Genomic DNA, 26,494 nt, shown 5'->3' with positions numbered 1-26,494 from the left:
GTGAGGAGCAGCCCGCCCGCGTTCGCCGACCGGTCCGCGAGCACCGCCGCCTGCTCCAACGACACCCGCCGGGAACGCGCGCGCCAGAGCCACGCGCCCAGCCCCAGCGCCAGCAGCGGCGGCAGGGCCCAGACGAAGGCGCCGCGCAGGAGGAGCCGGGCCAGCACGCAGGCCGTGGCGGTGGCCCACATCGGGACGATGCCCGCCTCCGCCCATGCCACCGCGTTGAGGCGCCGCTGCACGCGCCGGATGGGCGAGAGCACCAGGGCCTGAAAGCGGCGTTCTTCACTGGCAGCCATGAAGCGCCGAGTGTCGACTACTCGGCCCATTCCCCACAAGCGACGCGACGCCCAGCCGTCGCGGTCCGGGTGTGAGCGGTCTCCTCCCGCCGTGCATTGACGCCCCCTCCCGCTGGCCGGCACGGATCGCCCGAGCCTCGCGGACACCGACGCGGCATCCCCGCGGTGGAAGTGCCCATGGCCGCGCCTTCACGCGAGGCTGCCCCAGGTGCCGCCTCGCGCGTCAAAGACGGCCCACCCACTGTCCCCAAGTGCCATCACGCCCACCGGACTGCTGCTACAACCCAGCTCCTGGATGCTCCTCGCCCGCCCTCCAGAACTGGCGCCCCAAGCGCCATGGCCGGACATGCCGCTGGTGGTGTGGCCCACCGCGCTGGCGATGTGGGGCCCCGGCGACGTGACGACGAAGCACGCCCACCACGCCATGCATCTGGTGCTGTGCCGACAGGGCGAGCTGTCCGTCCGCGCGCAGGGCCGGAAGACGGCCGAGCAGGCAGCCGGCGTGCTCGTGGGCCCGGACCTTCCCCATGCGCTCGACGCGCGCGGCAGCGAGGTCGTCATCCTCTTCATCGAGCCCGAGAGCGACGACGGCGCGCGACTCCAGGCCGCGCTCGACGGTCCGCTACGGCTGTTCGGCACGACGCAGCGCGATGCCCTCCTCGGCGGGCTGCCCACGGCGGGCGCACTGGCGCACGAAGCGGTCGGCGGATGGATGGAGTCCACGCTGGCCGCCCTCTCCGGAGCGCCCGAACCCCCCCGCCACCTCCACCCGCGCGTGCGCAAGCTGCTGCGCCACCTGCGCGCGGAGGCTGCGCCGGAAGACACCTCGCTCGAAGCCCTGGCCCAGGTCGCGGGCCTCTCGCCCGGCAGGCTGATGCACACGTTCACCGAATCCGTCGGTGTGCCGCTGCGGCCCTACCTCCTGTGGCTCCGGCTCCAGCGGGCCGCGGGCGCCATCGCCGCGGGTCGCACCTTGGGTGACGCCGCCCATGCGGCCGGCTTCTCGGATGCGGCGCACCTGACGCGCACCTTCCGGCGGATGTTCGGCACCACGCCGTCATCACTTCAGCGCCGTGGACCGCGCGTCCAGGCGCAGGGCCGCACCGGCGCGCCACCACCGACCAGGCCCAGGAGTTAGAGCGCCGAACAGATGAGTGGAACCTCAAGCCGCAAGACGTCGATGTGAGCCTGCCCCGATTCCGGTTGACGGAGTCGTAGACGAAGCCCGCTACTCCTCCAGCCAGAAGAACTGGTCGTCACTCGCCAGGGCGCGCTCAAGGAACTCGCGGAACGAGCCGGCAACTCGCCGCACCTCGCGCGGGTACGTCTCGTGGTAGGCGTCGAGGAGAGGGTACGGGCCTCCGGGGCGCGCCACATCGACCAGTACGAAGTCGGAGTCCTGACAGTCCACCAGAGGATACCAGCAGGCGGCCTCTCCATCGCTGTGGTCGCGACGGCGGAGCCGAAGGGTCGCCTCCTCAATCCCCGCCAACGAGAGGATGCTGTAGTTTGCCTCGGGAAGCCGCTCGAACAGCTCCGCGCCGTCGCAGTGCAGGAAGAAGGCGCGCAAGTCTTCGTCCAGGCGCCACCCCATCCGCGCCTCGAAGGTAGCAATCCGCTCTGGCGTCGCCGGAGGGTGCGGGAAATGCGCCCGTGAGATTTCCGCGAGCAGTGACTCAATGGCCATCGCTAGTCCACGTAGGGCCTGTCCGGCCCCACAGAGCGCCATCGGCCGCCGCGACTATAGCAAGCCGGGTAGGCCCCGCTGAAGACGTCATGCACGAGCGGAGGCACTGGCAACACGTTCGCAAGCGCTGTTGGGTGGCCGCCGTGAAACAAGTCGAAGATGTGGTGCCCCGGCCAGTTGCGCCCGTCCGACTGCGGCCAGCCGCCGAATTCGTTTCCCCACGCTTCGCGAAAGCCAACTCGCGCATTGTTCCAGGTGCGGCGGCGGCGCTGGAGGTCGCTGACAGTCGGGTAGTCGCAGCAGCAGTGGGTAACGGCCAAACGCCCACCTGCCGCCGCCGGGAGCGCCATGAATCGCCCCTGCCAGTCGCCCTTGATGTCCGCGAGCCCTATGCAGCCGAGCAAGGGCGCACGCCCCTCGGCCACGCACCGGCGCTCGCAGCGAGACAGCAGCGAGGCACTACACAGCCAAGGGCCATAGTAGATGGTCGTCTGCACCTTCCCGCCGGCCGGGCTCGGGATGGCCGGGCCCACCCACTTCGCTGAAGGCTTCCCGGCTGCGGTGCTGACGGTGGCCGACCCGCAGCCGCCCACGGCGAGGAGCAAGAACACGCTCACGAAGTACTGGCGGCGCCAAAGCTTCACGCAAACACCACATCACAGACAAAACTGGATAGTGGACCACCAACGCCGCAACTGTCGTGGTGGGTAGGCCCACCACGCCCACCCGCGCGACCAGCGGTAGCACCGAGACCGGAGGCCGCACGACGCGCGCCTCACATCGCAGCCAGTTCGTTCAAGCCGACGGCGGCACAGGGGCCCCATCCTGGAGTCAATGGCACGGCAGGCCACCCTCCCGTGCCTCTCTTCAGGAGCACACCCCATGTCCTTCGCCATCCTGTTGCTGTCCTTCTTCCTGCTGCTGCACCTGCCTCCGCTGCGGCGCCTCCCCGCGCTATCCACGCCCGGGGCGCGCGCCGCGGTCGCCGCGGGGCTCTTCTTCGTGGGCGCGGGCGTCATGCACTTCGTCATGCCCGCGCGCTACGCGGCCATGGTTCCGCCGCGGCTGCCGTCACCCGCGTTCTGGGTCTACCTCTCCGGGGCAGCGGAGGTCGCGGGCGGGCTGGGGCTGCTGCTGCCACGCACGCGCCGGCTCGCGGCGCTGGGGCTCATCGCGCTGCTGCTGGCCATCCTCCCCGCCAACATCCACGAGGCCCAGGCCAACACCGCCGCCCACGTGCTGCCCTTCCCGGACTGGTACTTCTGGCTGCGCATCCCCTTCCAGCTCGTCTACGTCGCCTGGGTGGCGTGGGCCGGCGGATGGTGGCCCGTCCGCGGCCGTGCGCGCCAGGAGGCCCACGGTTAGGCTGGCGCGCACCATGCACTTCCGCAAGCTCGGCCGCAGCGGCCTCGTCGTCAGTGAGATTTCCTACGGCAACTGGATTACCCACGGCTCCCAGGTGGAGGAGGAGGCCGCGCTCGCCTGCGTGCGCGCGGCGCTGGACGTGGGCATCACCACCTTCGACACCGCGGACGTGTACGCGGCGACCCGCGCCGAGGAAGTGCTCGGCCGGGCCCTGAAGGGCCAGCGCCGCGCCGGCTACGAGCTCTTCACCAAGGTGTACTGGCCCACCGGCCCCGGGAAGAATGACCGCGGCCTGTCGCGCAAGCACATCCTGGAGAGCATCGACGGCTCGCTGCGCCGACTCCAGACGGACTACGTGGACCTGTACCAGGCCCACCGCTTCGACGTGGAGACGCCGCTGGAGGAGACGATGCTCGCGTTCGCCGACATCGTCCGCCAGGGCAAGGCGCTGTACATCGGCGTCTCCGAGTGGACGGGCGACCAGATTCGCCAGGGCGCCGCGCTGGCCCGCGAGCTGCGCGTGCCCTTCATCTCCAACCAGCCGCAGTACTCCATGCTCTACCGCGTCATCGAGCCGCAGGTCATCCCGGCCTCCGACGAAGCGGGCCTGGGGCAGATTGTCTGGTCCCCCATCGCCCAGGGCGTCCTCACCGGCAAGTACCTGCCCGGCCAGGCGCCCCCCGTGGGGAGCCGCGCCACGGAGGCCAACGCCGTCCGCTACGGCATCACCCGCTTCATGACGGACGACGTGCTCACCCGCGTGCAGCAGCTCGTCCCGCTGGCGAAGGACGCCGGCCTCTCCATGGCCCAGCTCGCCGTGGCCTGGGTGCTCCAGAATCCCAGCGTCTCCTCCGCCATCGTCGGCGCCTCCCGGCCGGAGCAGGTGCACGACAACGTGAAGTCCGCGGGCGTGAAGCTGGAGCCTGAGCTGCTGCGCCGGATTGACGCGGTGCTGGGCCCCGCCATTGAACGGAATCCCGCCCTGACCGACGTCCCCGCCCAGCGCCCCTGAGCCGTCCCACCCGGGCGGGCGCCTGAGCGTCCGCTTCCGGGAGGGCGACACCCCACCCGAGCCGTTCCATTTGACTTTCCGCGCCAAGGGAACAAGACATGGGCCCGCAAGTTGGCAACCGGGTTGCGAGTACCCCGTGACCCACCTTTACCCAGGCTTCCCTCCATGACGCCCTTCCTCTCCCTGGCCCAGACGAGTCACACCGAGCTTGGCTGGCTCAGCAGCAAACTGCTCGGCGTGACGCTCACCTCCGCCGAGTGGGTGCTCTGGGTGCTCGTCATCCTCTCCGTGCTCTCCATCGCCATCATGCTGGAGCGCACGGTGTACTTCGCGCGCCACCGGCTGCCGGACTCGGAGGCCCTGGCGGTGCGGCTGGCCCGCGGCGAGTACGACGTGGCCCGCAAGGCCATTGAGGGCAAGACGGGCATGGAGGCCGCCATCATCCGCGAGGCCCTGGCCTCCGCCGACCAGGGCGCGGACACGGTGGAGCAGGTGATTGCGTCCACGCTGTCTCGCGAGCGCCCCCAGTACGAGCGCTTCCTGTCGTACCTGGGCACGCTGGGCAACAACGCGCCCTTCATCGGGCTGTTCGGCACGGTGCTGGGCATCATCAAGGCCTTCAACGACCTGGGGAAGATGAACGCCCAGGGCGGCGGCGGGGCCATGCAGCAGACCGTCATGGCGGGCATCTCCGAAGCGCTCGTCGCCACGGCCGTGGGGCTGGCGGTGGCGATTCCGGCGGTGGTGGCCTTCAACGTCTTCAACCGCCAGCTCAAGACGCTCACCAGCCGCACCAATGCCCTGGGCTACGCCCTGGTCGGCAGCATGCGCGCCGAGCGCCCCGCGGCCAGCACGGCCACGGCGGCGCGCGCCGCGGAGGCCCGCTAGGCCATGGCGGGCGGCGCGCAGGACAACGACGACGAAATCACCGGCATCAACGTCACCCCGCTGGTGGACGTGGTGCTGGTGCTGCTCATCATCTTCATGGTGACGGCCAACTTCATCGTCCGGGAGACGGTGGAGGTGGACCTGCCCCGCGCCGCCAACGGCGGTGAGACGGTGCAGGGCCTGGTCAACGTGGTGCTGGACAAGGAGGGCAAGCTCTTCTTCGACGGCGCGGAGCTGACCGAGCAGGAGCTGGAGCAGCGCGTCCAGGAAGCGGTGGCCAAGGACAAGGACACGCGCGCCATCATCAGCGCCGACCAGTCGATACCCTACGGCCGCGTCATGCGCCTCATCGACGTGGTGAAGGGCCAGGGCATCGCGAAGTTCGCGCTCAACATCGAGAAGGACGTGGCCCCCGCGGCCGCGCCCGCGGCACCCTGAGGCAAGGCGTCACTTCATGAGTCAGGCGGTCCTCGACAACGCTCCGACGCCCCGACGCGACCGCTCGCTGGCCGTGGTGGGCGTCTTCCTGCTCGTGTCGCTGGGGCTCCACGTCGGCGGCTTCTGGGCACTGGGAGAAGGCGCCGCGCGCACCCTCCCCGCCGCCAAGCGCCCCGTGGAGATGGTGATGGTGGAGGTGGTGAAGCCGCCGCCGGTGAAGGTGGCCGTGGCCCCCAAGCCGCTGCCGCCGCCGCCCGTGGACGCGCCGCCGCCGCCCAACGACACGCCGCCTCCGGAGCCGCAGGCGAAGCCGCCGCCGCTCATTGTCGGCATGACGATGTCCTCCACCACCAGCGCGGGCTCGTTCGCCGCGCCCGTGGGCAACACCGCCTATGGCAGGACGGGCCCCACCGCGAAGGACCCCAAGGACGTGAAGGGGTACAGCGCGCCGAAGTACGCGCCCATCTACCAGGTGGACTCCGAGCCCACGGTGGCCTCCGAGGTGAAGATTCCCTACCCGGAGGAGGCGCGCCGCGCGGGCGTGGAGGGCACCGTGACGCTCTCCATCACCATCGACCACGAGGGCAAGGTGGTGGCGGTGAAGCTTCTCAAGGGCCCCGGCTATGGCCTCAACGAGGCGGCGCGGGACGCCATCCGCCGCTTCCGTTTCAAGCCCGCCATCAAGGCCGGCGAGCCTGTCTCCACGGAGATGAAATACGCGTACACCTTCCTGCTCGATTGATGTCGCCACTCCCGCTGGGAGAGAGGCGGAGCGCGGGCGTGCCCGGCATGTCAGGGGTACCCCTCCCCACAGGCGTCGCCGGGGTTCCACCGCGCCTTCGCTCCGTCTCTCTTTCATCGGGAGCGGGAACCTCCTCACCCGTATGCTTGGACACGCCATGTCCTCCCTCCTGAAAGCCCGAGGCGCGCTCGTCGCGACCTCGCTCCTGCTGGCGGCGCCCGTGCTCGCGCAGGCACCCCAGGCCGGTGCGCCTCCCGCGGACGCGGCCACGCCACCCCCGGCGCAGGCCCAGCCCACCATCACCAGGCCGCCCGAGCTGGTGCAGCAGGTGGAGGCGCAGTACCCGCCCGAGGCGCTCGCGCAGGGGCTCACCGCGTCGGTGCGGCTCATCATCACCATCGCGGATGACGGCTCCGTCGCCGAGGTGCTGCCCACCGAGCCGGTGGGCAACGGCTTCGATGAGGCCGCCATGGCGGCGGTGCGCCAGTTCCGCTTCTCGCCCGCCGAGGTGGACGGCGTGCCCGCGCCGGTGCAGGTGGAGTACGTCTACCACTTCACCCTCACCGCGCCGGAGCCGGAGCCGGGCGCCGAGGTCGCGGAGGCCGAGCAGCCCAAGGCCACGCTCACCGGCCAGCTCATCTCCCGCGGCAGCCGCTCGCGCGTGCCCAACGCCACCGTGCGCTGCGGTGACGACCCGGACGCGCCCGAGGCGATGTCCGACGACGACGGCCGCTTCACGCTGGAGGTGCCCGCGGGCACCTGCGAGGTGCGCGTGGTGGCCACGGGCTTCCAGCTCTACCAGACGAAGGAGGAGCTGAAGCCGAACGAGACGACGGAGGTGAACTTCTACCTCGCGCCCTCGGGGAGCGGCCTGGAGACGGTGGTGCGCTCCGCGCGGCCGAAGAAGGAGGTGGTGCGCCGCACCATCACCCGCGAGGAGGCGCAGAAGACGCCGGGCTCCTTCGGCGACCCCATCCGCGTCATCCAGTCGCTGCCGGGCGTGGCGCGCGCCCCCTTCATCTCCGGCGAGCTGCTGGTCCGTGGCTCCAACCCGGGCCAGACGTCGACGATGATGGACGGGGTCGAAATCCCCCTCTTGTTCCACCTGCTCGGCGGGCCCTCGGTGGTCAACGCGGAGTTCATCGACCAGCTCGACTTCTACCCGGGCGGCTACGGCAGCCAGTACGGCCGCGCGGTGGGCGGCATCGTGGAGGTGGGCACGCGCAAGGGCGCCTCGGACACGCTGCACGGCTCGGTGAAGGTGGACCTGCTGGACGCGGGCTTCTTCCTGGAGAGCCCGATTACGGACGGCATCAGCGTGGCCGCCGCCGCGCGCCGCTCCTACATCGACACGATTCTGCCCGCCGTCCTGCCGGAGTCGGAGGGGGGCACGCTCTCCGTGGTGCCGCGCTACTGGGACTACCAGCTCCGCGTGGACTTCGGCGCCAAGCGGGGCACGGCCAATGACGACACGGCCGTGACGCCAGGGGGCGCGCGCAGCTCCGGCTACCTCATGGCCTTCGGCAGTGATGACCAGCTCCGCGTGGTGTCCACCGGCCCCACGACGGAGCGGGACCTGGAGCTGGACACGCGCACGAACTTCCACCGGGTGAAGGGCGACTGGACCTACCGCAAGGGCGCCATGTGGTCCGTGTTCACGCCCTTCGTTGGCCTGGACCGCAGCAGCGTCGACTTCGGCCTCGCGCGGCAGGATGGCAGGACGTACACGCTGGGCGCCCGCGAGGTGCTCGGCATCGAGCTGTCCTCCGCGCTCACGCTCCGCACCGGTCTGGACCTCGTCTTCGAGCACGAGCGCTACGACGTGTCGTTCCCCGCGCCGGGCGGCGTGGAGTACGTGCCCTTCCCCGGGGCCGAGCCGGTGGGCCAGCAGTTGGAGGAGCAGATTGCCCTGAGCGCCTTCGACGGCGCGCTCTTCCTGGAGGCCGACCTGCAGGTGGGGAAGTTCACCTTCACGCCGGGCGTGCGCGGCAACCTCCAGTCGGTGGGCAACACGCGGAACCTGGCGTTGGACCCCCGGCTGTGGGTCCGCTACGCGGCGACGTCGCGCACCAACCTCAAGGGCTCGCTGGGCCTCTACAGCCAGCCGCCAGAGACGTTCCGCTTCATCACCTTGCCCTACGGCAACCCGGACCTCGCCTACCAGCGCGCGTTCCAGAGCAGCCTCGGCGTGGAGCACCGCTTCAATGACGTGTTCAACGTGGACGTCACCGGCTTCTTCAACCGCCGCTTCAACAACGTGGTGTCCCCCGGCCAGCTCGTCACCAACGAGGGCGGCGGCGTCTTCACGCTGCCGTACTCCAACGACGGCATCGGCCGCGCGTATGGCGTAGAGGTGATGCTGAAGAAGGACCGCGCCTCGGCGATGGACAAGTGGTCCGGCTGGCTGTCGTACACCTTCAGCCGCGCCGAGGACGGACGCGCGGGGCCTCGGCCTCAGGGCGGAGGCCTCTTCGGTGGCGGGGGCGCCGTGCCGGATGACTCCACGTATGGCCTCAGCCCGTGGGACCAGACGCACATCCTCACGCTGGTGGCCAGCTACGTGCTGGGCAACGGCTGGGAGCTGGGCGGCCGCTTCCGCTACACCAGCGGCCGGCCCATGACGCCGCTGGCGAGCGGCTATGATGTCTATGATTCGGACCGCAACCGCTTCAACGCGACGTTCGGCCCGTACTTCTCCGACCGCACGGGCGGCTTCCACCAACTGGACGTGCGCGTGGACAAGAGCTGGCGGTTCCAGAGCTGGACGCTCACGGCCTACCTGGACGTGCAGAACCTCTACAACGCGCAGAACGTCGAGTTCGTCTTCAATGACTACCGGTTCCGCCGCGAGTACGAGGTGCCGGGCATCCCCATCCTCCCCGTGGTGGGTGTGAAAGGAAGCTTCTGAGATGAAGGCCCTGCTCGAGTCCTGCGGCCTGTCGCTGCTGCTGTTGGGCGCCGCCGCGTGTGTCGACGTGGAGGACCAGCCGTCGCGCGTGTTTGACTTCCGCGTGCTCGGTATCGCCACGGAGCCTCCGGAGCTGATGGCGTCCGCCTGTGAAATCACGCAGGAGACGCTGGATGAGCTCTCCTCGGACGTGACGTACCGGGCCCTGCTGGTGGACCCGGCGGGGGAAGGGCGGCCCATCCAGTACACGCTGTGGGCGTGCGCGGACAGGGAGGACCGGACGTGCGCGAACGCGTCCAACCGCGTGCTGCTCTCCGAGGGCGCCACCGTGGCGGGCGAGCTGGCGCTCAGCGTCCGTCCGGGCGCGTCCACGCTGGCGGAGGACATCCCGCTGCTCCAGCGCGTGCAGGAGCTGGACCCGTACCGGGGGCTGGGGGGCCTGCGCATGCCGCTGGTGCTGCGCGCGCAGGCGGGCGACGAGGTGGTGTACGCGCAGAAGCTGATGGTCTTCTGGTGCCCGGCGGTGGAGGGCATGCGGGTGAACGAACAGCCGGTGATTCCAGGCCTGCGCGTGGATGACGTCGCGTGGCCCGCGGAGGCGCCGCTGGAGCTGCGGGGGGCCGGGCCCTTCGTGGTGACGTCCGAGGACGTGGCCGCCTTGCAGGAGACCTACGTGGTGCCCGGGCTGCGGCTGGAGGCGGTGACGCTGCGGGAGAGCTGGGAGATTTCGTGGCACGCGACGCTGGGCGAGTTCGCGCCGCAGGAGACGGGAGGCTCGTCGTTCGGCGGGCAGGAAGGCCGGCACCGCACGGAGTGGGAGCCGCCCGCGGGCGCGCAGGCGCAAGAGGTGACGTTCTGGGCGGTGGTGCGGGATGGCCGGGGCGGCAGCTCCTGGGTGGTGCGGCGGGCGCTCTGGAGTCCGTGAGCCGCGCTCGCGCGCCGGCCACCAGTCGAGATATGCCGAGGGACTCGCTTGAGGCCGGGCCGGGCCTGACGCGTGGGGTGGAACGCGGATGATGAGACGCACCACTGCTGGGGGATGGGGCCGCCGGTGCGGTCTGCTGGCCGTCGCCTGCCTGGGCGTGTGGGCCACCGTGTCCGCCGCGGCCACGCCGCCCCCGGCGGAAGCGCCCCCGGTGACGCTGCGCCGCTTCGCGCTGCTCGTGGGCTCCAGCGAGGGCGGCGAGGGGCGCGAGCGGCTGCGCTACGCGGGCTCGGATGCGCTGGCCATGTCCCGCGTGCTGGAGGAGCTGGGCGGCGTGGCGGTGGCGGACCGCGTGCTGCTGCTGGAGGCGGACCGCAAGGGCCTGCTGGCGGCGCTGGCGCGGATGCGGGTGCTGGTGGAGGCCGCGACCGCGGACGGCGTTCGCAGCGAGCTGGTGCTCTACTACTCGGGCCATTCGGACGCGGAGGGGCTGCTGCCGCGCGGTGAGCGGCTGACCTACGCGGCGCTGAAGCAGGAGCTGGGTGCGGTGCCCGTGGACGTGCGCATCGCGATTCTGGACTCGTGCGGCTCCGGCGCGCTGACGCGCTTCAAGGGCGGGGTGCACCGGCCGGGCTTCCTCATGGACGCGGCGTCGCAGGTGAGGGGCCACGCGTACCTCGCCTCCAGCTCCGCGGACGAAGTGGCGCAGGAGTCGGACACCATCGGCGCGTCCTTCTTCACGCACTTCCTGGTGACGGGCCTGCGCGGCGCGGCGGATGCCAGCGGCGATGGCCGCGTCACCTTGCACGAGGCCTACCAGTTCGCCTTCCACGAGACGCTGGCGCGCACGGAGCGCTCGCAGGGTGGGCCGCAGCACGCGGCCTATGACATCCAGCTCGCGGGCAGCGGCGACCTGGTGCTGACGGACCTGCGCACCTCACGCGTGCGGCTCACGGTGGCGGAGGACGTGCAGGGCCGCCTCTTCGTGCGCGACTGGGGCAACCAGCTGGTCGCGGAGCTGCAGAAGCCCGCGGGCCGGCGCCTGGCGCTGGGACTGGAGGCGGGGCGCTACCACGTCGTGCTGGAGCGGCCGGCGCAGCGGCTCGAGGCGGAGTTGACGGTGTCGCCGAAGGGGGGCTCGGAGCTGCGCGCGGAGCACTTCGTGCCCATGACGCTCACCCGCACGGCGGCGCGAGGCGGGACGGACATGCGGGCCCAGGCCCTGTCCGTTGGCGAGCCGGTGGTCCTCGGCGACATGCCCTCCGTGCCCTTCAATCTGTCACTGGTGCCGCCGCTGGCCACCACCGCGCTGTGGGGTGGCGGCGGGCGCAACCACCTGGCGCTGGGCGTGCTGGGCGTGCGCTCGATGCAGCTCCAGGGGCTGGGCGTGGCCGTCGGCGTGGGGTGGGTGGACGGGACGTTGGAGGGGTTCCAGGTGTCGGGCATCGCGAACGTGGCGGGCGGGGAGATTTTCGGGCTCCAGACGGCGTTCGGCGGCAACCTCGCCTTCAGTGGCGGCACGGGCGGACAGGTGTCCGCCGTCTTCAACCTGGCCGAGCGGGACTTCACGGGCTTCCAGGTGAGCGCCACGGCGAACCGCGCGGCGGCGCGCCTTCGTGGCGTGCAGGCGGCCGTGGGCATCAACCTGGCGGAGCGGCTCGCGGGCGCGCAGGTGGGCCTCATCAACATCTCCGGGGACGTCGCGGGCGCGCAGGTGGGCCTCATCAACGTGGCGGCCGAGGTGCGCGGCGTGCAGTTGGGGCTCATCAACATCGCCGACGACGTGTCGGTGCCCATTGGCCTCTTGAGCATCGTCCGCAAGGGGCGCTTCGTGCTGGAGCTCTCCGCCGACGACGTCATGCCCCTGTCGGTGGGCATCAAGTATGGGAGCCGGACTGTCTATGTACTGGCCACCACGGGCGTGGGGATTGGCGAAGACTCGCTGCGGACCTTCCTCAACCTGGGCCTGGGCGTGCACGTCCCGCTGGATGCCGCGGACCGCTACTCGCTGGACGTGGACCTGTCATACGGGAGCTGGCAGCCGAACTTCTATGGCACGGGGCCCAAGAACACGCTGTTCCGGATGCGCGCCACGCTGGGGTGGGAGCTCAAGCGGCGCTTCGCGCTCTTCGGCGGTGTGTCGCTCAACGCGTACGACCCGTCGTCTCAGGACGAGGACCGCGACGTGAGCTGGCTGCCGCAGTGGAAGCTGGGGCGCGGCCCCGGCGGCGTCCGCATGTGGCCCGGCCTGTTGCTGGGCGTGCGCATCTGACCTGCCCTCGTGGAGGCGCGCAGCGCTAGCGAACGCTGGATGGCAGCCAGGCCAACACCGCCCGCGGCGCGTCTACGTGGACGAAGTGCCCGGCCTCCGGCAGCGTCTCCACCGGGCAGCCCGTGGCCACCAGGCGCTCCACGTCCGCGTCGCTCACGTACTTGGAGCGGCCACCCCGGAGGCAGCGCGTGGGTGGCCCGTCCTCGCGCTCCACCGCCGCCCACAGGTCCGTGTCATTCACGCGCGAGTGCAGGTCCGCCAGCCCCTGCCGGTCGAAGCGCCAGCGCACGCCGCGCTCCTCCGTCGCCAGGTTCATCAGCAGCCAGTCCGCCAGCGGCTCCGACAAGCCGCGGCCGGTGAGCTCCGCGCGCATCGCCCGGCGGTTCTCCGCCTGGGCCGGCGCCTGGAGCAGGATGCCCAGCACCTTGCCACTCTCCGACAAGTCCCCCGGGACAGGCCCCGGGGCGATGTCCAGCAGCGACACGCTCCGGACGGCCTCCGGCACATTCAGGCTCGCCGCGAGCGTCACCCGCCCTCCCAGCGAATGCCCCACCCAATCGAACGGACCTTGGAACCCCTGCGCACGCGCGGTGTCCACCACGTCCCGGGCCATGCTGTAGAGGTCCGAGTTCGCCGGCAGGGCAGGGGACGTCCCGTGCCCGGTGAGGTCTGGCAGGAGGATGCGCCGGCGCGGGTCCGCCGCGCTCCACGCCGCCGCCAGCGAGCGCAGGTTGCGCCCCGTGCCCAGGAAGCCGTGCAGCATCACCGTGGGCACATCGCCCTCACCCACCAGGAAGCTCTCGAGGACCATGCGATTCGTGCCTTTCTCTCCGCCCCGTTCGCCTTGACGCGGGGCGGGCCGTGCCGCTTCATACCTTGAACGCCCTGCCTGACGAGGTCTTCCGCGTGCCAACCGTTGCCTTGCTGTTCTTCGTGCTCGCCTCCACTCCCGCGAACACGGCTCCCGCTGACCCGAAGGCCGCCATCACCGCAGTGCTGGATGACTGGCACCAGGCCGCCGCCGCCGCGGACGAGGCGCGCTACTTCGGCCACTTCACCGAGGACGCGGTGTACCTGGGCACCGACGCCACCGAGCGCTGGACCCGCGACGCGTTCCGCGCGTGGGCGAAGCCGTACTTCGCCAAGGGCAAGGCCTGGAACTTCAAGGCGACGTCGCGGCACATCGCCCTCTCGAAGGACGGCGCGGTGGCCTGGTTCGACGAGACGCTGGACACGCCCAACCTGGGACCCAGCCGCGGCAGCGGCGTGCTGGTGAAGGACGGCGGCGCCTGGAAGATTGCGCAGTACAACCTCTCCATCCCCGTGCCCAACGACGTGCTGCCGGAGGTGAAGCGGCGCATCGAGCGGCACCTGGCCCGGGGCCAGAAGACGCCCGGGAAGTCGTCCACCTGGAAGGCGCCGCCGGCGAGGGTGCCCGCGCCTCAGACGCCGCCCATCAAGGAGAAGGCGCCCGCGCCGGCGAACTAGGAGCGTGTTTCAGTAAGGGGCAAGGGGCCGGGTAAAGAGCTCCCCGTTGCGTCCAGGCCAACTGCCCCGCTGTCTGCGGGGGGCTGCGGTGGAAGGAATGTTCATTCCACGGGCGCCTCGGAGGGGGGCCCCTACAGCTACGCGGCCACCGTCGCGCCGTGCAGCTTGCGCAGGTTGTGGGTGAGGCAGATGAGCGCCCACTCCCCACGCGCCTTCTCCAGCCCCCGCAGCTACGGTGCCTATTGGGTTTCGCGCTGGCCCTGAGAGTAGAAATGTAAAGCTGGCGGAGCTTGCTGAGGAACTGACTGCCGAGCGATAGCTGTCGGCGCGGGACGCACGCTTGCCTCGGACTGGATGCAGGAGCGCCCTGGTGGGTGGGAAAACGAGCTGCTCGTCGCGTACCTGCTGCCGACAGGGTACGTCGCGGCCTATGGCGTGCCGCTCGTCGGGGTCGCATTCATCTGGGGTGGAAAGGTGTACCGCTGAGTTGCGGCGGCGCGGACAGGATGCACGCGGTTCTGGCTCCACAGGGGCCGCGCTGCGAGACTCAGGCGCGTTCCGAGCACCTTTACTGTCGAGCGTGGCGGGCGGAACCCCATTCGTAAGGACGTGACCATGCGACTCCGCGCCTGCGCCGCACTTCTGCTCCTTCTCTCAGCCTGCGCTACGTCGGCGCCGAGCCGGAAAGGCTCAGCGGCCCGGAACCCGAGGGTCGCCAACCTCCAACGGGCCGCGACGTTGCCGTGGGCGGATGGCGGGCGATGCGTGGTGCGGGAGGCATCCAACGAATGGGCCGTGCTTGTGGAGCGGTGTTATCACGCGCTCGACCTTGACCGGATCGAGTTTCGCGATGTCACGGGAAGATGCTCTGTCGCCTCTGCGGGTGGTGCTGCTATTGGATTGGGCGTCTGCATTCTGATAGCACCCGAGATAATTATTGGGGCTGTGGTTGTCGCTGGCGCAGTCGTGGTGGCAGTCGCCATCAAAGAGGAGTTGGATGCATACCGGAGAGCGTCTCGTGAGCAAGCCAAGCCCGAGACTCAAACGCGGCCATCCAATGAGCAGGAGCGTTTGACGCACCGAAAGCCCAAGCCCGAGTCATCAGGGCAGGACTGGCTCCCCCCGGCGCCGACCGATCCACTGGACCGAGAGCGCCGCCCCGAGTGCAGGCCCGTCCCAGTGCCTCAACGAGGTGGTAATGACCCTCACAATGAGTGTGCCGACAAAGTCCCGAACAACAGCTTCCCCGGTTGGGACGTGCTCGTCAATGGAAAGCAATTCGACGCACTGGCGCTTGCTACGCGCACGCTGTGGGAAGTCAAGACTGATGATTTCGATATACACTCGCCTCGCTCACAAGCATTTTTTGCCAGAGTGAAATTGCCGGAGATACGACGCGAGGCCAAACTCGCAGCGGAATGTGGATATGATTTCTTCGTTGGCGTCAAAAGCGCAGCGCACAAAGCCGCCTTGCTCCGACTCGTCCCCAACCTCAACATTGTCGTCATGGATTGGTGCTGACGTGTCACCCATACAGAGTTCCCTACACCTTGCAGTCTATGCGCCTGCGCTGGTGGGCGACGATGGGCGTCCTGTCGCCATCGTCCATGGAATGGAGGGTGCGGTCCCCGGCCTGCGGCTGGGGTGGACGACTTCTGAAAAGGACGACCTCATTCCGTTGCCTCACCGCGACGAGTGGGTCGCGGCAGATAGGACAGACAATGGCTTTCCCTTCCTTTGCAACGATGACGACGACCGTGTCGTGACGCTTAGCGGGTGGGAAAATGCGATGGGCCTTGCCGCAATTGGGGCGCCTCATTTTGAAGTCCATGCGACGCTGCCACAGGATGCAGTCGGCATCGCAGCGGCAGCGGATGCGCTGGAAGCCGTAGCGGAGAGCGCACGTGCGTTCTGGGGGCGCGCGCTGCCGTCTGGCGTTGCCGATACAGTGGCGCAGCAGTATCGCCACCCCGGGGATGAGCGGTCTGTTCCGCCTCATGGGCTGCCTTGGCTCAAGCACTCATGGGACATCCCCGCGCCTGAGATTCCGCACTACCTCGGGTGGCTGAACTACTGGTCGGATGCTGCCGCCCGCGCCATCGGGTTCCCGGACCCTGCCCGCGACGCCGAGCTGCTCTCACGGGCACGGCGCACGGCATCGGGCGGATGGGTCGTGCGGCTCACGGACACGCCGCTCGACCTGGTCAACCCCGCCCACCTGGTCGCGCTTAAGCGGGCCTACGAGCGCTTCCCGGCGATTGGGGGGCGCTCGGCGCCTTGACTCCTCTGGTCGGGGCGCCCCTGCGCGTGCCGGCGATGGTAGGGTGACCATCTCAACTGCCGGATACGAAATGTCTCACTCACGTTGGCAGAGAGGGGGAGGCCGCGGATTCTGTCCGCGAGTTATTCAGAGCCGAAGGTCTCGGTAGGATCCGCGTCGTACACACCCCGCCGCTCCCATGGGTGAGGTACCAGATGACCGAAAAATACTACGCTGGCGCCTATTGGCCCGGACGACGTGAGCCGGTGGAAGAATACGCTCGACGTGCTGGAACCTTCTTCCGAAGGTTGGCCCCCTTGGACGGAGCCGTTTCGCAGTGGTACGAGCAAGCAAGCTCTCTGGAAGAAGCTCGAAGTCGTCGGTTCGAACCCGACGAAAAGACCCTGATGGGCCTGTTCGACAAGGAGAAATACCAACAGGGGGCTGGTGACGTTTCCTTCGCGGCTTGGAACGGCATGGTCGAGGGCAACAGTGTGGCGAGCCTCTCTTGCGGTTCGCGCTCGCGGCATGTGGTGGATCGCTGCACCCTCACACTTCCACCGATTGGACCCGTTGCGGAGCGACTCCTCTCCTCCCTTACTCTCTCCCAGGTCGTGAGTGCGCTGGCGCTGGCCTGGGACCCGGAATGGGGCATCGCCACATCCGTCACCCATCGGGACAGTTCTTCCGAGTTTGCGGACCCGGGCACGTTCGTTGGGTGGGTGACCTACCTCGCGCGGCATCGAGGGCCGGTGCCTCCCCTTCCTGCTCCGGTGCGCGTCGAGCAGGTAGAGGACAAGGGCACCATCCTCGTTCTCACGCCCGAGCGCTTCACGGCCAGCAATCCGGAGCATGTGGCGCTGGCTGAGCGGGTGCGAGCGCTGCTGGACCGAGCGGGACTGTTGAAGCCGCTACAGGCCCAACCGTAGGACGCGAGAGGGGCTGGGTCATCCGCTGCCCGGGCCCTGACACGCGAGCCCGTCGGTCCGAGGCGGCCGCGTGACGTCAGGCCCCCCGAGCCCCGGTGCGCTGCCGCCACGCGCCGAGGATGTGCTCGGCCACCGCGTCCACGCCCACGTCCTGGGTGACCTGGGTGAAGACGAAGGGCCCGTCGCCGCGCATCTTCCGCGCGTCGCGGTCCATGACGCCCAGGTCCGCGCCGACATACGGCGCCAGGTCCGTCTTGTTGATGACCAGCAGGTCGGACTGGGTGATGCCGGGGCCGCCCTTGCGTGGCACCTTGTCCCCGCCGGCCACGTCGATGACGTAGACGGTGTAGTCCGCCAGCTCGCGGCTGTACTGCGCCGCCAGGTTGTCGCCGCCGCTCTCCACGATGAGCAGCTCCGGCGCCAGCGCCTCCATCAGTTGCTCCAGCGCCAGCAGGTTGTGGCTGATGTCCTCGCGGATGGCCGCGTGGGGGCAGCCGCCTGTCTCCACCGCCTTGATACGGTCCGGGGACAGCGCCTGGTGGCGGACGAGGAACTCCGCGTCCTCCTGGGTGAAGATGTCGTTGGTGACGACGCCCAGGCGGTGGCGCTCGCGCAGCTTGCGGCACAGCGCCAGCACCAGCGCCGTCTTCCCGCTGCCCACCGGCCCGCCAATGCCAATGGTGAAGGCGCGGGCCTTGTAGTCGCGCCGCTGGGGCTCCTCGCGCTCGTGGTAGTGGCCCGGGTGGTCCCACTCCTCGTGCTCGTGGTCTTGGTCGTCGTCGTGTCCGTGGCCGCGGTGGTCGTCGTGCATGTGCGCTTCACCTCACTCAGGACTGGAACAGCCTGGAATAGAGCCGGTCGTGCGTGGCGCCGAACAGGTCGAGCAGGGGAGACGGCTGCGCCAGCGCCTCCACCCCCAGCGCCGCGCACTGCGCCAGCACTTCGTCCAGCAGGGGCGTGGCCTGGTGCTGGAGTTGGTGGGATTCATGCGTGCCCGCGATGCCCAGCCTCACCGCCGCGGACAGCGCGCCCCTCAAGGTGAGGGACAGGAAGAGCTGCTGCGCGTCCTCCAGCGACACGTCCAGCGCGTGCAACACCGCGCCGAACACGGGCGCATGATGGAAGCGCAGCCCGGCGGCGCGGGCCGCCTCGCGGACCGGCGTCACCGGCCGGGGGAAGATGCGCGCGCAGGTGTCCAGGAAGGCCCGGCCCTGCGTGCGGCTGGCGCGGTTGGCCATGTGACTGGAGAGGAACGACTCCGCGCGCGCGTCCAGCGCGGGCAGCGACGTGGGCTCACGGTGCGCGGCGCTCAAGAGCGGCAGCGCGCCCTGGCCCGTCTGCCACAGCAGGTCCCGCACGAAGCGCCGCAGCTCCGCGGGGCCTCGCACCTCGCCCAGTTGCACCGCGGCCTCCAGCCCGCCGGAGTGCGCGAAGCCGCCGGTGGGAAAGCCGGAGTCCGAAAGCTGCAACACCCGCCACGTCGAGCCCATGTCTCGCGTCCCTCTCAGAACAACGAGTAGAGCTGGGCCAGGGGCAGGCGCCTGGCGGGCTCGCAGCGAAGCAGCTCGCCGTCCGCGCGGACCTCGTAGGTCTCCGGGTCCACGGTGATGGCGGGCAGGGCGTCATTGAGCTTCATGTCCTTCTTGCCCAGGCCGCGGCAGCCACTCACCGCGACCAGCCGCTTGGCGAGCCCCAGGTCCTTCACCGTGCCCTCGGCGAAGGCGCGTCCGGAGATGAAGGCCACGCTGGTGGCGCCTGTCGCGCGGCCTCGAGCGCCGAACATCGGCCGCATCATGTAGGGCTGCGGCGTGGGGATGGAGGCGTTGGCGTCCCCCATCTGCGCCCAGGCGATGAAGCCACCCTTCACCACCAGCTCCGGCCGGATGCCGAAGAAGGCTGGGTTCCACAGCACCAGGTCCGCCAGCTTGCCCACCTCCACCGAGCCCACCTCGTGGGACATGCCGTGGGCGATGGCGGGGTTGATGGTGTACTTCGCCACGTAGCGGCGGATGCGGAGGTTGTCATTGTCGCCGCGCTCGTCTGGCAACCGGCCGCGCTGCTCGCGCATCTTGTGCGCCGTCTGCCACGTCCGGCAGATGACCTCGCCCACGCGGCCCATGGCCTGGCTGTCCGAGGCCATGATGCTGATGGCGCCCAGGTCGTGGAGGATGTCCTCCGCGGCGATGGTCTCCCCCCGGATGCGGCTCTCCGCGAAGGCCACGTCCTCGGGAATCTCCCGGTCCAGGTGGTGACACACCATGAGCATGTCCAGGTGCTCATCCAGCGTGTTCACCGTGTACGGGCGCGTGGGGTTCGTCGAGCTGGGCAGCACGTTGGGCTCGCCGCACACGCGGATGATGTCCGGAGCGTGCCCGCCGCCCGCGCCCTCGGAGTGGTACGTGTGGAGGGTGCGGCCCTTGAACGCGGCCAGCGAGTCATCCACGTAGCCGGACTCATTGAGCGTGTCCGTGTGGATGGTGACCTGGATGTCCTCGCCCTCGGCCAGGGTGAGGCAGGTGTCGATGGCGGCCGGCGTGGTGCCCCAGTCCTCGTGCAGCTTCAGGCCGATGGCGCCCGCGCGCACCTGCTCCACCAGCCCCTGCGGCAGGGACGTGTTGCCCTTGCCGGTGAGGCCGATGTTCAGCGGAATCGCGTCCGTGGCCTCCAGCATCCGCTGGAGATTCCACGCGCCCGGCGTGCAGGTGGTGGCCTTGGTGCCCGTGGCGGGCCCGGTGCCGCCGCCCACCCAGGTGGTGACGCCGCTGGCCAGCGCCTCGTCCGCCTGCTGGGGACAGATGAAGTGGATGTGCGTGTCCAGCGCGCCCGCGGTGACGATGAGGCCCTCCCCGGAGATGGCCTCCGTGGTGACGCCCACCACCATGCCCGGCGTCACGCCCGCCATGACGTCCGGGTTGCCCGCCTTGCCGATGCCCGCGATGCGGCCGCCCTTGATGCCGATGTCCGCCTTGTAGATGCCCGTCCAGTCGAGGATGAGCGCGTTGGTGATGACGCAGTCGAGCGCGTCCGCGTCCCCCACGCCGGCCTGCTGGCCCATGCCCTCGCGCAGCACCTTGCCGCCGCCGAACTTGCACTCGTCGCCGTACACCGTGGCGTCGCGCTCCACCTCCGCCCAGAGCGCCGTGTCCCCCAGCCGCACCCGGTCTCCCGTGGTGGGGCCGAACATGTCCGCGTAGTGGCGGCGGTCCATCTTCCGGCTCATCAGCGCTCCTCCTCGTGGCCGAAGCCCCGCGCGCGCACCGCTTCCAATGCGCGCTCGCGGCCCTCTGGTGTCACCTTGCCGCTGCCCAGCGCGTTGCCGCCGCGCACCACCGCGCCGCCGGCGATGGCGACCAACTGCACCGTCTTGCGCTCACCCGGCTCGAAGCGCACCGCGGTGCCCGCGGGGATGTCCAGCCGGCGGCCGTAGGCCCGGGCCCGGTCGAACACCAGCGCGCGGTTCGTTTCGAAGAAGGGGTAGTGGCTGCCCACCTGGATGGGCCGGTCGCCCCGGTGGGTGACGCTCACGGTGACGGTGTCGCGTCCCTCGTTGAGGAGGACGTCGCCCGGCCGCACGCGCACTTCCCCGGGACGCCCTTCCTCCGTCCGCGCCGCCGCGCTGAAGCGCTCCAGCGGAGGAACAGGGAGGAAGCTGCCGTACAGCGCCAGCGCCAGGTCGCCGTGCTCGGCCACCACGGGGTGGTGCACCGTCACCAGCTTGGAGCCGTCCGGGAAGGTGCCCTCCACCTGCACCTCCGCCAGCAGCTCCGGCACGCCGTCCATCACCTGCGCGCGTCCCAGGAGCTGACGCCCCAGGTCCATCAGCTCGGCCACGCCCCGGCCGTCGCGGATGAACTCCAGGAGCTGCGTGGCGATGAGCGCCACCGCCTCCGGGTAGTTCAACCGAACCCCGCGCGCGAGGCGCTTCTGGGCGAGGAAGCCGGCCTGATGCAGCAGCAGCTTGTCGACATCGCGAGGGGACAGGTGCACCCCATCAGCCTAGTGCGCTGCGTCAACGGCTTCCAAGCGGGCACCGTCAGGCGCGGCGGGCCCAGGGGTCATCGCCCAACAGCGCGGGGAGGAAGGACAGCCACGCGTGTGTGGTGTGCAACAGCGCCTCCACGGAGATGGCCGCGGCCCGGAGGAGCAGGCCGTCCTCGCCCAGGGGGCTGACCGCGGGCACCAGCTCCGCGCGAGACGTCACCGGCAGCGCGGCGAGCTGGGCGGAGAGGGGCCCACGGGCCTCCGCGAGCCTGGGGCCCACCAGCAGCACGGTGGCCAGCGCGTTGAAGCGGCCCAGGCGCTCGGGCAGCGCGCCATGCCGTGGGTCCAGGAGCCAGCGCTCGTCCACGAGCGCACGGCCGCCCACGGTGACGCGCAGGGTGGAGTCATAGTGGGCGAAGGCCCACCGTTCACCACTGGCGCCGCGGCCGGAGGTGATGACGTCCACGAGCACCAGCGAGGCGCGGGGCGCGAGCCGGACGTCCAGCGTCTGGGCATACCGGGCGCCGGCGAAGCACGCGGTGGGGTCCGGGACGAAGGCCAGCAGCGCGCTCTCCTCCACGCGGGCGGCCACGTCATTCCGGCAGCCATGGGGTGAGCGGTAGACGCGGTTGGCGCCCTGGCTGGCCAGCAGCGCCGTGGCACCCGGGGCCACGTCCACCTCCAAAGAGACGTGGTCGCCGTCCACCAGGCCGCCTCCGAAGGAGCTGGTGTAGGCCCAGGCCGCGTGGCCGTGGTTCCGGGGCGTGAGCAGCCGCAGCGGGCTGTGCGCCAGCGCGGTGCGCACGACGGTGCGAGGACCGACGCGCTCGAAGGCGAGCCGCGCGCGCCCGGCCCGCTGGGGTTCAGCCACCGCCATCTGCTCGGACGCCCTCACGGGGCCAAGCCTGCGGCAGGCGCGGCCGGAGCACAACGCCAGGGACGTGGCCCACCCCCGGCCACGCGGCCAGGGCGATTGTCGTGAAAATATAGGTCGAATGACCTAATAAGTGCTTCGAGCGGCGTGGATGGCCCACGCCCGGCGGGTGGAGCGCGCAATGGTGTCTGAGGACAGTGTCGTTCTGGTGGGCGGCTACGGCGTGGTGGGGACGTGGCTCGCGCAGGTGCTGCGGGAGCGGCATCCGGAGCTCCCGCTGGTCATCGCGGGTCGTCGCCGCGAGCCCGCGGAGGCGTTGGCCCAGCGCTTGGGGAACGCGGAGGCGGCGGTGCTGGACGTGACGGCGTCCGATCCGCTGGCGTCCCTGTCCGGACGGCCCCGGGCCGTGGTGTCGCTGGTCAATGACCCGGACGACGCGGTGCTGCGCTCGGCGGTCCGGCGGGGCGTGGCGGTGCTCGACATCACCCGCTGGACGTCGCGGGTGAAGTCGGCGGTGCTGCGGTTGTCGGGGACGCCCCCACGGGCACCCGTCCTGCTCAGCTCCGCGTGGATGGCGGGGCTGGTGCCCAGGCTCGTCGCGGGCGCGGCGGAGCGGGTGGGGGGCGCCGAGCGCGTCGACGTGGGCATCCGCTTCGCCATGGCGGACCAGGCGGGCCCGGACTCGCTGGAGTACATGGACCGGCTGGGGGTGGCCTTCGACGTCACGGAGGGCGGGCTGGAGCGGCAGGTGTTGCCGCTGACGGACGGCCGGCGGGTGATGTTCTCGGATGGGCGCCCCACGCGGGTCTTCCGGCTCGACACGCCCGAGCAGGCCACGCTGCCGCTGGTGCTGGGCGCGCGCACGGTGTCGACGCGGCTGGGGTTCGACTCGGGCGCCGTCACCTGGCTGCTCGCGGCGTTCCAGCAGGTGGGGCTGCTCCGGCTGCTCCAGCATCCTCGCCTGACGTCCGTGCGGCGCGCGATGATGACCGGCAGCGGCACGGGCGGCGAGGCGGCGTGGGTGGCGGACGTGGAGGGCCCTCGCGGCGCGCTGCGCATCGAGGTGGTGGACCCGAAGGGCCAGGCCCACCTCACGGCGGTGGGCGCGGCGCTGGGGACGGAGCGGCTGCTGGGGTTGGATGGCGCGCCGCCTCCCGCCGCGGGCGTGTGGTTCCCGGAGCACGACGCGCGGATGGAGCAGACCCTGGAGGCCCTGCGCGCGTGCGGCGTCCAGGTGCGGCTCGAGGCGCCACGGCGCCAGGAGGCGGCCTGATGCCACGCGCCACGCGAGGGAAGCTGCCGTCGTCGAAGCCTCGCGAGGGGACCGCCGTCCACGCCAAGGGGACCGAACGCGTGGCGTCCATCCTGGATGCGGCCACCGACACCCTGGTGGATGAGGGCCACTCGGGGCTCACGCTGCGCCGGGTGGCGCAGCGGGCGGGGCTCAGCGTGGGCAACCTCCAGTACTACTTCCCCGCGAAGCAGGACGTGGTGCGGGCGCTGCTCGCGCGCTACCTGGAAGCGGCCAGCCAGCGGGTGCATGCGCGGGTGGAGGAAGGCGGCAGCGCGCCGGTGGAGCGGCTGCGGCGCGCGGTGGAGGCCCTGCTGGAGGACCAGGCGTCACCGCGTCATTGTCAGCTCTTCGCGGAGCTGTGGGCGCTCGCTGCGCGGGATGAGATGGTCGCGGACGCGCTCGCCGTCTTCTACGCGGGCTTCCGGGCGGGCGTCGTGGAGCTGCTGCGAGACCTGGCTCCCGACCTCGGCCCGGCTCGCCTGGAGCGGCGCGCGGCGCTGGTGGTCGCCTTCCTGGAGGGGCTGTCCCTCTTCGGAGGGGGCGGTGCGCTCCGGAGGGCCTCGGTGCCGGGGTTGGAGCAGGAGCTGCGCGCGGTGCTGGAGGAAGCCCTGAACGGCGTCCCCGCCGCCCAGCGGCTATGAGTCGGCCGGGCCGCCCTCGTCATCCGTGACGAGCACCGACTTGAGCTTGTCCATGGCCAGCGGCGGTACGTCCGTGAAGGCCAGGCCGACTTCAAAGCGCGCCACCGCGTCCTTGGCGAGCTTGCGTGTCCAGGCCACCCGCGCCTTGCACTCCAACGAGGTGCCGTCGCGCAGGAACAGGTCCAGCTCCAGCTCGGAGTCCTGGGTGTACAGCTCGTCGGAGTAGATGCGGATGCCCCCCAGGCTGGCGTCCAGCACCTGCTGCTTGTCCACGCGCCTCAGGCGCGCGGGCCGGGCATAGAGCGGCGCCTCGAGCCGAGGAAAGCGGCGACGATCCATGGGGGATTCATTCACGCTTGCGCTGTTCATGTTCCAGCCTTCTCCGGGGGGAAGTCCGGCCGGGCTCCCGGGCGACTGTGACGAAGCATAGGGGATATGACGGGTTGGTACGAAATCCCGGAACCCAAGCCAGCCCGCAGTACAAGGGAGACAGGTGTCGCGCTGGACCCGTGCCCCGGGCCTCCTGAAGCCCGCCTGAAAGGCGCTCCTGGGCCGCCTGAGGTGTAGCAGGGCCCGCCACAGGAGCCGGGTCTCTGTGACGCCGCGCGCTACGTCCCGTGCTCCCGGGCGGGGTGGCCGCTGAGCCCGCACCGAGCGACGGCGCCGTGCGCGACGCGCTGGCGCGCCAGGTGCAAACGCGGCCCCCGGGTCTTCTGCCGACCCGGCAGTCGTCCATCCCCCCCAACGAGAGGTTTTTCATCCATGAGCATCAAGCTGACGGGCCGCCTGATGGCGGCGGCACTCCTGAGTCTGACGGCCGCGGGTTGCCAGGGCGAGGAGTCGCAGCCCGCCGAGGCTGACGCGCTTTCGAACCAGGAAGCGCCCGTGAAGCAGCAGTGTGTTGGGACCTTCGCCGGAGTCACCCACTGCGCGACGGGCGACGCGAAGCTCGCGCGCACGGAGACGGGCCTCAACGTCACCGGCCTGGCGAACGCCGCGAGCGACGGCGTCTCCAGCAACTTCGCCGCCGCGACGCAGTGGGAGCAGAAGGCCGTCTTCCAGGACCTGGCCAAGGCTGGCCAGGGCTTTGCCCTGGCGGCGCGTGACGGCGAGCAGGTGGTCAGCACCATCCAGGTCGGCATCGGCAATGAGCCGGGCCGGGTGACGTTCCAGCCGCAGTTCACCGGCACGCCGGGTGGCTCGACCTACAGCGTGTACGTGTACAGCGGCGGCCAGCTCCAGGGCCGGCACATCAACCGCGGCCTCTGGTTCCCGATGGACGCGTCCTGGTACGACATCCACATCCGCTTCACGCCCATCCACACGGGCTTCCGCAACCACACGTCCTTCGGCGCGCATGACCCCATCGCCTCGGGCGCGTGTGTGTGGGCCTTCCGCAGCGCGACGCCGGGCGCCTTCACGTTCAACTTCGACGGCCGCATCGTCAGCGGCGACCACGTCGAGTTCGTCGAGGAGCTGGGCGACGGCCACTACCCGTACACCAGCTTCTCGGCCATTGACCTGACGGCCGCCGCGAGCGCCCTGAGCATCCAGAGCGAGTCCATCATCCGCGGCAAGTAGTCCGCAGTCTGAAGCCTCCACGCCGGGCGGGAGCCGCTCCCGTCCGGCGTGCCGTCTCCGGCGCGCTACACCGCCAGCACGTCCTCGAAGGCGAGGATGCGGCGGAAGTCCGCCGCCCGCCAGAAGGTGTTCCCCTGGGCATGGAAGCGGCGCAGCTCCTCCCGCTCCGGCCAGGAGCGGTAGGGATGGCGCGCCCGGCTCACGTCGATGGGACGCGCGTCCGGCGTCTCACCGCGCTCCAGCGCCTCCAGGTGCCGCTTGAGCAGGGCGATGCCCGCCGCGGTCGCCTTCGCCGTCAGCGCCAGGTGGGAATCAGCGGCCGTGCGGGTGAACGCGCTCTGGGCCAGCACGTCGCCCGCGTCGATGCGCGCGGTGGTGCGGTGAAGCGTCGTTCCAATCTCAGACACGCCGTTCAGCATGGCCTGGAAGACGGAGTCCACGCCGCGAAACTCCGGCAGCAGCGACGGGTGGATGTTCAGACAGCCATGGCGCGGCAGGCTGAGCAGCGGCTCCCGGATGATTTGGTCGCACATGCTGGTGAGGAACAGCTCCACCCCGTGCCGCTGAAGCTCGCTCACCGTGGCCGCTCCGGAGAAGTCATCACTGATGACCAGCGGAATGCCATACGCCTGGGAGAGCGCCTGGAAGCTCATCAGCCCCGAGGCGGGGATGCTGAAGGGCAGCGAGCCGCTCAGCCCGGCGAGCACGTTGTAGCCGGTGAAGCGCGGGCCGAACTGCTTGAGGAAGACAGGGAGCACCTGGGCCGGGGTGTAGCGCTTCTTCTGGAAGCGCAGGCCCCCCGCGGACAGGAGGATGCACGCGGGCACCAGCCCTGCTCGCCGCACCAGGGTGTTGGCGAAGTACAGGGACATGACGGAGGGGATGCAGCCGTAGGCGAAGCGGAGCATGG

The 26,494-nt window shown here is 70.5% G+C and carries 26 protein-coding genes and 1 pseudogene; 17 read left to right on the top strand and 10 right to left on the bottom strand.

All coding sequences use genetic code 11. The annotated features are described in order from the left end of the window. Window positions 1-299, bottom strand: a pseudogene (locus tag HV824_RS16175) (hypothetical protein); the annotation flags it as partial. A 346-nt stretch (window positions 300-645) separates the two neighbouring features. Here HV824_RS16175 and HV824_RS16170 point away from each other — a divergent pair. Then, window positions 646-1,437: an AraC family transcriptional regulator gene (locus HV824_RS16170; protein WP_255208080.1), complete on the top strand. Its 792-nt coding sequence runs from the start codon at window positions 646-648 to the stop codon at window positions 1,435-1,437. 90 nt (window positions 1,438-1,527) lie between these two features. On the opposite strand, the gene HV824_RS16165 is transcribed toward HV824_RS16170, so the two are convergent. Then, window positions 1,528-2,028: an SMI1/KNR4 family protein gene (locus tag HV824_RS16165; protein ID WP_176423669.1), complete on the bottom strand. Its 501-nt coding sequence runs from the start codon at window positions 2,026-2,028 to the stop codon at window positions 1,528-1,530. A gap of 840 nt (window positions 2,029-2,868) precedes the next feature. Here HV824_RS16165 and HV824_RS16160 point away from each other — a divergent pair. From HV824_RS16160 to HV824_RS16125, 8 genes are all read left to right on the top strand, one after another. Continuing rightward, a complete protein-coding gene (locus HV824_RS16160; RefSeq protein ID WP_176417997.1) occupies window positions 2,869-3,351 on the top strand; it encodes a DoxX family membrane protein in 483 nt (160 codons plus the stop codon). 13 nt (window positions 3,352-3,364) lie between these two features. Then, a complete protein-coding gene (locus HV824_RS16155) occupies window positions 3,365-4,363 on the top strand; it encodes an aldo/keto reductase family protein (RefSeq protein WP_176423668.1) in 999 nt (332 codons plus the stop codon). A gap of 165 nt (window positions 4,364-4,528) precedes the next feature. After that, window positions 4,529-5,251, top strand: coding sequence for a MotA/TolQ/ExbB proton channel family protein (locus HV824_RS16150; RefSeq protein ID WP_176417999.1), 723 nt, complete (start codon window positions 4,529-4,531; stop codon window positions 5,249-5,251). Window positions 5,252-5,254: 3 nt separating this feature from the next. Further along, a complete protein-coding gene (locus HV824_RS16145) occupies window positions 5,255-5,689 on the top strand; it encodes a biopolymer transporter ExbD (protein ID WP_176421578.1) in 435 nt (144 codons plus the stop codon). Between the two features lie 16 nt (window positions 5,690-5,705). Next, a complete protein-coding gene (locus HV824_RS16140; protein WP_176423667.1) occupies window positions 5,706-6,431 on the top strand; it encodes an energy transducer TonB in 726 nt (241 codons plus the stop codon). Between the two features lie 157 nt (window positions 6,432-6,588). Beyond that, window positions 6,589-9,339, top strand: a complete 2,751-nt coding sequence (locus tag HV824_RS16135; protein WP_255208079.1) for a TonB family protein — start codon at window positions 6,589-6,591, stop codon at window positions 9,337-9,339. Window position 9,340: 1 nt separating this feature from the next. Continuing rightward, window positions 9,341-10,264, top strand: coding sequence for a hypothetical protein (locus HV824_RS16130; protein ID WP_176423665.1), 924 nt, complete (start codon window positions 9,341-9,343; stop codon window positions 10,262-10,264). A gap of 88 nt (window positions 10,265-10,352) precedes the next feature. Beyond that, window positions 10,353-12,536, top strand: coding sequence for a caspase family protein (locus tag HV824_RS16125; protein ID WP_176419815.1), 2,184 nt, complete (start codon window positions 10,353-10,355; stop codon window positions 12,534-12,536). Window positions 12,537-12,561: 25 nt separating this feature from the next. Here HV824_RS16125 and HV824_RS16120 read toward each other — a convergent pair whose 3' ends face one another. After that, window positions 12,562-13,347 carry an alpha/beta fold hydrolase gene (locus tag HV824_RS16120; RefSeq protein WP_176419816.1) on the bottom strand — a complete coding sequence of 262 codons (786 nt, stop codon included), beginning with the start codon at window positions 13,345-13,347 and terminating at the stop codon, window positions 12,562-12,564. 50 nt (window positions 13,348-13,397) lie between these two features. Between HV824_RS16120 and HV824_RS16115 the strand changes: the two genes are divergently transcribed. The 5 genes from HV824_RS16115 to HV824_RS16100 all read left to right on the top strand — a co-directional run bounded on the left by HV824_RS16115 (window position 13,398) and on the right by HV824_RS16100 (window position 17,213). Further along, window positions 13,398-14,024 (top strand): nuclear transport factor 2 family protein, encoded by a 627-nt coding sequence (locus HV824_RS16115; protein WP_176419817.1) that lies wholly within the window; start codon window positions 13,398-13,400, stop codon window positions 14,022-14,024. Between the two features lie 354 nt (window positions 14,025-14,378). After that, window positions 14,379-14,510, top strand: coding sequence for a hypothetical protein (locus tag HV824_RS37400; protein WP_255208078.1), 132 nt, complete (start codon window positions 14,379-14,381; stop codon window positions 14,508-14,510). A 129-nt stretch (window positions 14,511-14,639) separates the two neighbouring features. After that, window positions 14,640-15,545, top strand: coding sequence for a DUF6310 domain-containing protein (locus HV824_RS16110; protein WP_176419818.1), 906 nt, complete (start codon window positions 14,640-14,642; stop codon window positions 15,543-15,545). A gap of 52 nt (window positions 15,546-15,597) precedes the next feature. Next, window positions 15,598-16,305, top strand: a complete 708-nt coding sequence (locus HV824_RS16105) for a DUF5953 family protein (RefSeq protein ID WP_368670995.1) — start codon at window positions 15,598-15,600, stop codon at window positions 16,303-16,305. 194 nt (window positions 16,306-16,499) lie between these two features. Beyond that, window positions 16,500-17,213, top strand: a complete 714-nt coding sequence (locus tag HV824_RS16100) for an immunity 52 family protein (protein ID WP_176419820.1) — start codon at window positions 16,500-16,502, stop codon at window positions 17,211-17,213. Between the two features lie 76 nt (window positions 17,214-17,289). Here the strand turns inward: HV824_RS16100 and ureG are convergent, their stop codons facing one another. From ureG to HV824_RS16075, 5 genes are read right to left on the bottom strand one after another with little or no spacing between them, the layout of a single operon-like run. Next, window positions 17,290-18,024 (bottom strand): urease accessory protein UreG, encoded by a 735-nt coding sequence (gene ureG / locus HV824_RS16095; RefSeq protein ID WP_176423664.1) that lies wholly within the window; start codon window positions 18,022-18,024, stop codon window positions 17,290-17,292. Window positions 18,025-18,040: 16 nt separating this feature from the next. Then, complete coding sequence (locus HV824_RS16090; RefSeq protein WP_176419822.1) at window positions 18,041-18,703, bottom strand: urease accessory protein UreF; 663 nt, start codon at window positions 18,701-18,703, stop codon at window positions 18,041-18,043. 14 nt (window positions 18,704-18,717) lie between these two features. Next, a complete protein-coding gene (gene ureC, locus HV824_RS16085) occupies window positions 18,718-20,433 on the bottom strand; it encodes an urease subunit alpha (protein ID WP_176419823.1) in 1,716 nt (571 codons plus the stop codon). After that, window positions 20,433-21,200, bottom strand: coding sequence for an urease subunit gamma (gene ureA / locus HV824_RS16080; protein ID WP_176419824.1), 768 nt, complete (start codon window positions 21,198-21,200; stop codon window positions 20,433-20,435). Before ureA ends, ureC begins: the two co-directional genes overlap by 1 nt. 46 nt (window positions 21,201-21,246) lie before the next feature. Further along, window positions 21,247-22,071: an urease accessory protein UreD gene (locus tag HV824_RS16075; RefSeq protein WP_176423672.1), complete on the bottom strand. Its 825-nt coding sequence runs from the start codon at window positions 22,069-22,071 to the stop codon at window positions 21,247-21,249. 178 nt (window positions 22,072-22,249) lie between these two features. Between HV824_RS16075 and HV824_RS16070 the strand changes: the two genes are divergently transcribed. Next, a complete protein-coding gene (locus HV824_RS16070; RefSeq protein WP_176419825.1) occupies window positions 22,250-23,341 on the top strand; it encodes a saccharopine dehydrogenase NADP-binding domain-containing protein in 1,092 nt (363 codons plus the stop codon). Then, complete coding sequence (locus HV824_RS16065) at window positions 23,341-24,003, top strand: TetR/AcrR family transcriptional regulator (RefSeq protein WP_176419826.1); 663 nt, start codon at window positions 23,341-23,343, stop codon at window positions 24,001-24,003. Before HV824_RS16070 ends, HV824_RS16065 begins: the two co-directional genes overlap by 1 nt. Here HV824_RS16065 and HV824_RS16060 read toward each other — a convergent pair. Continuing rightward, window positions 23,998-24,342 (bottom strand): PilZ domain-containing protein, encoded by a 345-nt coding sequence (locus HV824_RS16060; protein ID WP_255208076.1) that lies wholly within the window; start codon window positions 24,340-24,342, stop codon window positions 23,998-24,000. The two genes, HV824_RS16065 and HV824_RS16060, sit on opposite strands and share 6 nt — an antisense overlap. Window positions 24,343-24,765: 423 nt before the next feature. Here HV824_RS16060 and HV824_RS16055 point away from each other — a divergent pair, with 423 nt between their 5' ends. After that, a complete protein-coding gene (locus HV824_RS16055; protein ID WP_176423663.1) occupies window positions 24,766-25,584 on the top strand; it encodes a hypothetical protein in 819 nt (272 codons plus the stop codon). A gap of 65 nt (window positions 25,585-25,649) precedes the next feature. Here the strand turns inward: HV824_RS16055 and HV824_RS16050 are convergent, their stop codons facing one another. Further along, window positions 25,650-26,492, bottom strand: a complete 843-nt coding sequence (locus HV824_RS16050) for a formyltransferase family protein (protein WP_176423662.1) — start codon at window positions 26,490-26,492, stop codon at window positions 25,650-25,652. Window positions 26,493-26,494: the final 2 nt, after the last annotated feature.

Origin of the sequence: Myxococcus sp. AM009 (assembly GCF_013372605.1) — a bacterium.
Taxonomy (GTDB): Bacteria; Myxococcota; Myxococcia; order Myxococcales; family Myxococcaceae; genus Myxococcus; species Myxococcus vastator.
This window is presented reverse-complemented; position numbering and strand designations above follow the sequence as displayed.

What these genes read in the sequence shown, in the direction of transcription:
- HV824_RS16170 (WP_255208080.1), top strand. Translation starts at nt 646, where the DNA reads ATGCCGCTGGTGGTGTGGCCCACCGCGCTGGCGATGTGGGGCCCCGGC.
- HV824_RS16165 (WP_176423669.1), bottom strand. Translation starts at nt 2,028, where the DNA reads ATGGCGCTCTGTGGGGCCGGACAGGCCCTACGTGGACTAGCGATGGCC.
- HV824_RS16160 (WP_176417997.1), top strand. Translation starts at nt 2,869, where the DNA reads ATGTCCTTCGCCATCCTGTTGCTGTCCTTCTTCCTGCTGCTGCACCTG.
- HV824_RS16155 (WP_176423668.1), top strand. Translation starts at nt 3,365, where the DNA reads ATGCACTTCCGCAAGCTCGGCCGCAGCGGCCTCGTCGTCAGTGAGATT.
- HV824_RS16150 (WP_176417999.1), top strand. Translation starts at nt 4,529, where the DNA reads ATGACGCCCTTCCTCTCCCTGGCCCAGACGAGTCACACCGAGCTTGGC.
- HV824_RS16145 (WP_176421578.1), top strand. Translation starts at nt 5,255, where the DNA reads ATGGCGGGCGGCGCGCAGGACAACGACGACGAAATCACCGGCATCAAC.
- HV824_RS16140 (WP_176423667.1), top strand. Translation starts at nt 5,706, where the DNA reads ATGAGTCAGGCGGTCCTCGACAACGCTCCGACGCCCCGACGCGACCGC.
- HV824_RS16135 (WP_255208079.1), top strand. Translation starts at nt 6,589, where the DNA reads ATGTCCTCCCTCCTGAAAGCCCGAGGCGCGCTCGTCGCGACCTCGCTC.
- HV824_RS16130 (WP_176423665.1), top strand. Translation starts at nt 9,341, where the DNA reads ATGAAGGCCCTGCTCGAGTCCTGCGGCCTGTCGCTGCTGCTGTTGGGC.
- HV824_RS16125 (WP_176419815.1), top strand. Translation starts at nt 10,353, where the DNA reads ATGATGAGACGCACCACTGCTGGGGGATGGGGCCGCCGGTGCGGTCTG.
- HV824_RS16120 (WP_176419816.1), bottom strand. Translation starts at nt 13,347, where the DNA reads ATGGTCCTCGAGAGCTTCCTGGTGGGTGAGGGCGATGTGCCCACGGTG.
- HV824_RS37400 (WP_255208078.1), top strand. Translation starts at nt 14,379, where the DNA reads ATGCAGGAGCGCCCTGGTGGGTGGGAAAACGAGCTGCTCGTCGCGTAC.
- HV824_RS16110 (WP_176419818.1), top strand. Translation starts at nt 14,640, where the DNA reads ATGCGACTCCGCGCCTGCGCCGCACTTCTGCTCCTTCTCTCAGCCTGC.
- HV824_RS16100 (WP_176419820.1), top strand. Translation starts at nt 16,500, where the DNA reads ATGACCGAAAAATACTACGCTGGCGCCTATTGGCCCGGACGACGTGAG.
- ureG (WP_176423664.1), bottom strand. Translation starts at nt 18,024, where the DNA reads ATGCACGACGACCACCGCGGCCACGGACACGACGACGACCAAGACCAC.
- HV824_RS16090 (WP_176419822.1), bottom strand. Translation starts at nt 18,703, where the DNA reads ATGGGCTCGACGTGGCGGGTGTTGCAGCTTTCGGACTCCGGCTTTCCC.
- ureC (WP_176419823.1), bottom strand. Translation starts at nt 20,433, where the DNA reads ATGAGCCGGAAGATGGACCGCCGCCACTACGCGGACATGTTCGGCCCC.
- HV824_RS16075 (WP_176423672.1), bottom strand. Translation starts at nt 22,071, where the DNA reads ATGGCGGTGGCTGAACCCCAGCGGGCCGGGCGCGCGCGGCTCGCCTTC.
- HV824_RS16070 (WP_176419825.1), top strand. Translation starts at nt 22,250, where the DNA reads ATGGTGTCTGAGGACAGTGTCGTTCTGGTGGGCGGCTACGGCGTGGTG.
- HV824_RS16065 (WP_176419826.1), top strand. Translation starts at nt 23,341, where the DNA reads ATGCCACGCGCCACGCGAGGGAAGCTGCCGTCGTCGAAGCCTCGCGAG.
- HV824_RS16060 (WP_255208076.1), bottom strand. Translation starts at nt 24,342, where the DNA reads ATGGATCGTCGCCGCTTTCCTCGGCTCGAGGCGCCGCTCTATGCCCGG.
- HV824_RS16055 (WP_176423663.1), top strand. Translation starts at nt 24,766, where the DNA reads ATGAGCATCAAGCTGACGGGCCGCCTGATGGCGGCGGCACTCCTGAGT.
- HV824_RS16050 (WP_176423662.1), bottom strand. Translation starts at nt 26,492, where the DNA reads ATGCTCCGCTTCGCCTACGGCTGCATCCCCTCCGTCATGTCCCTGTAC.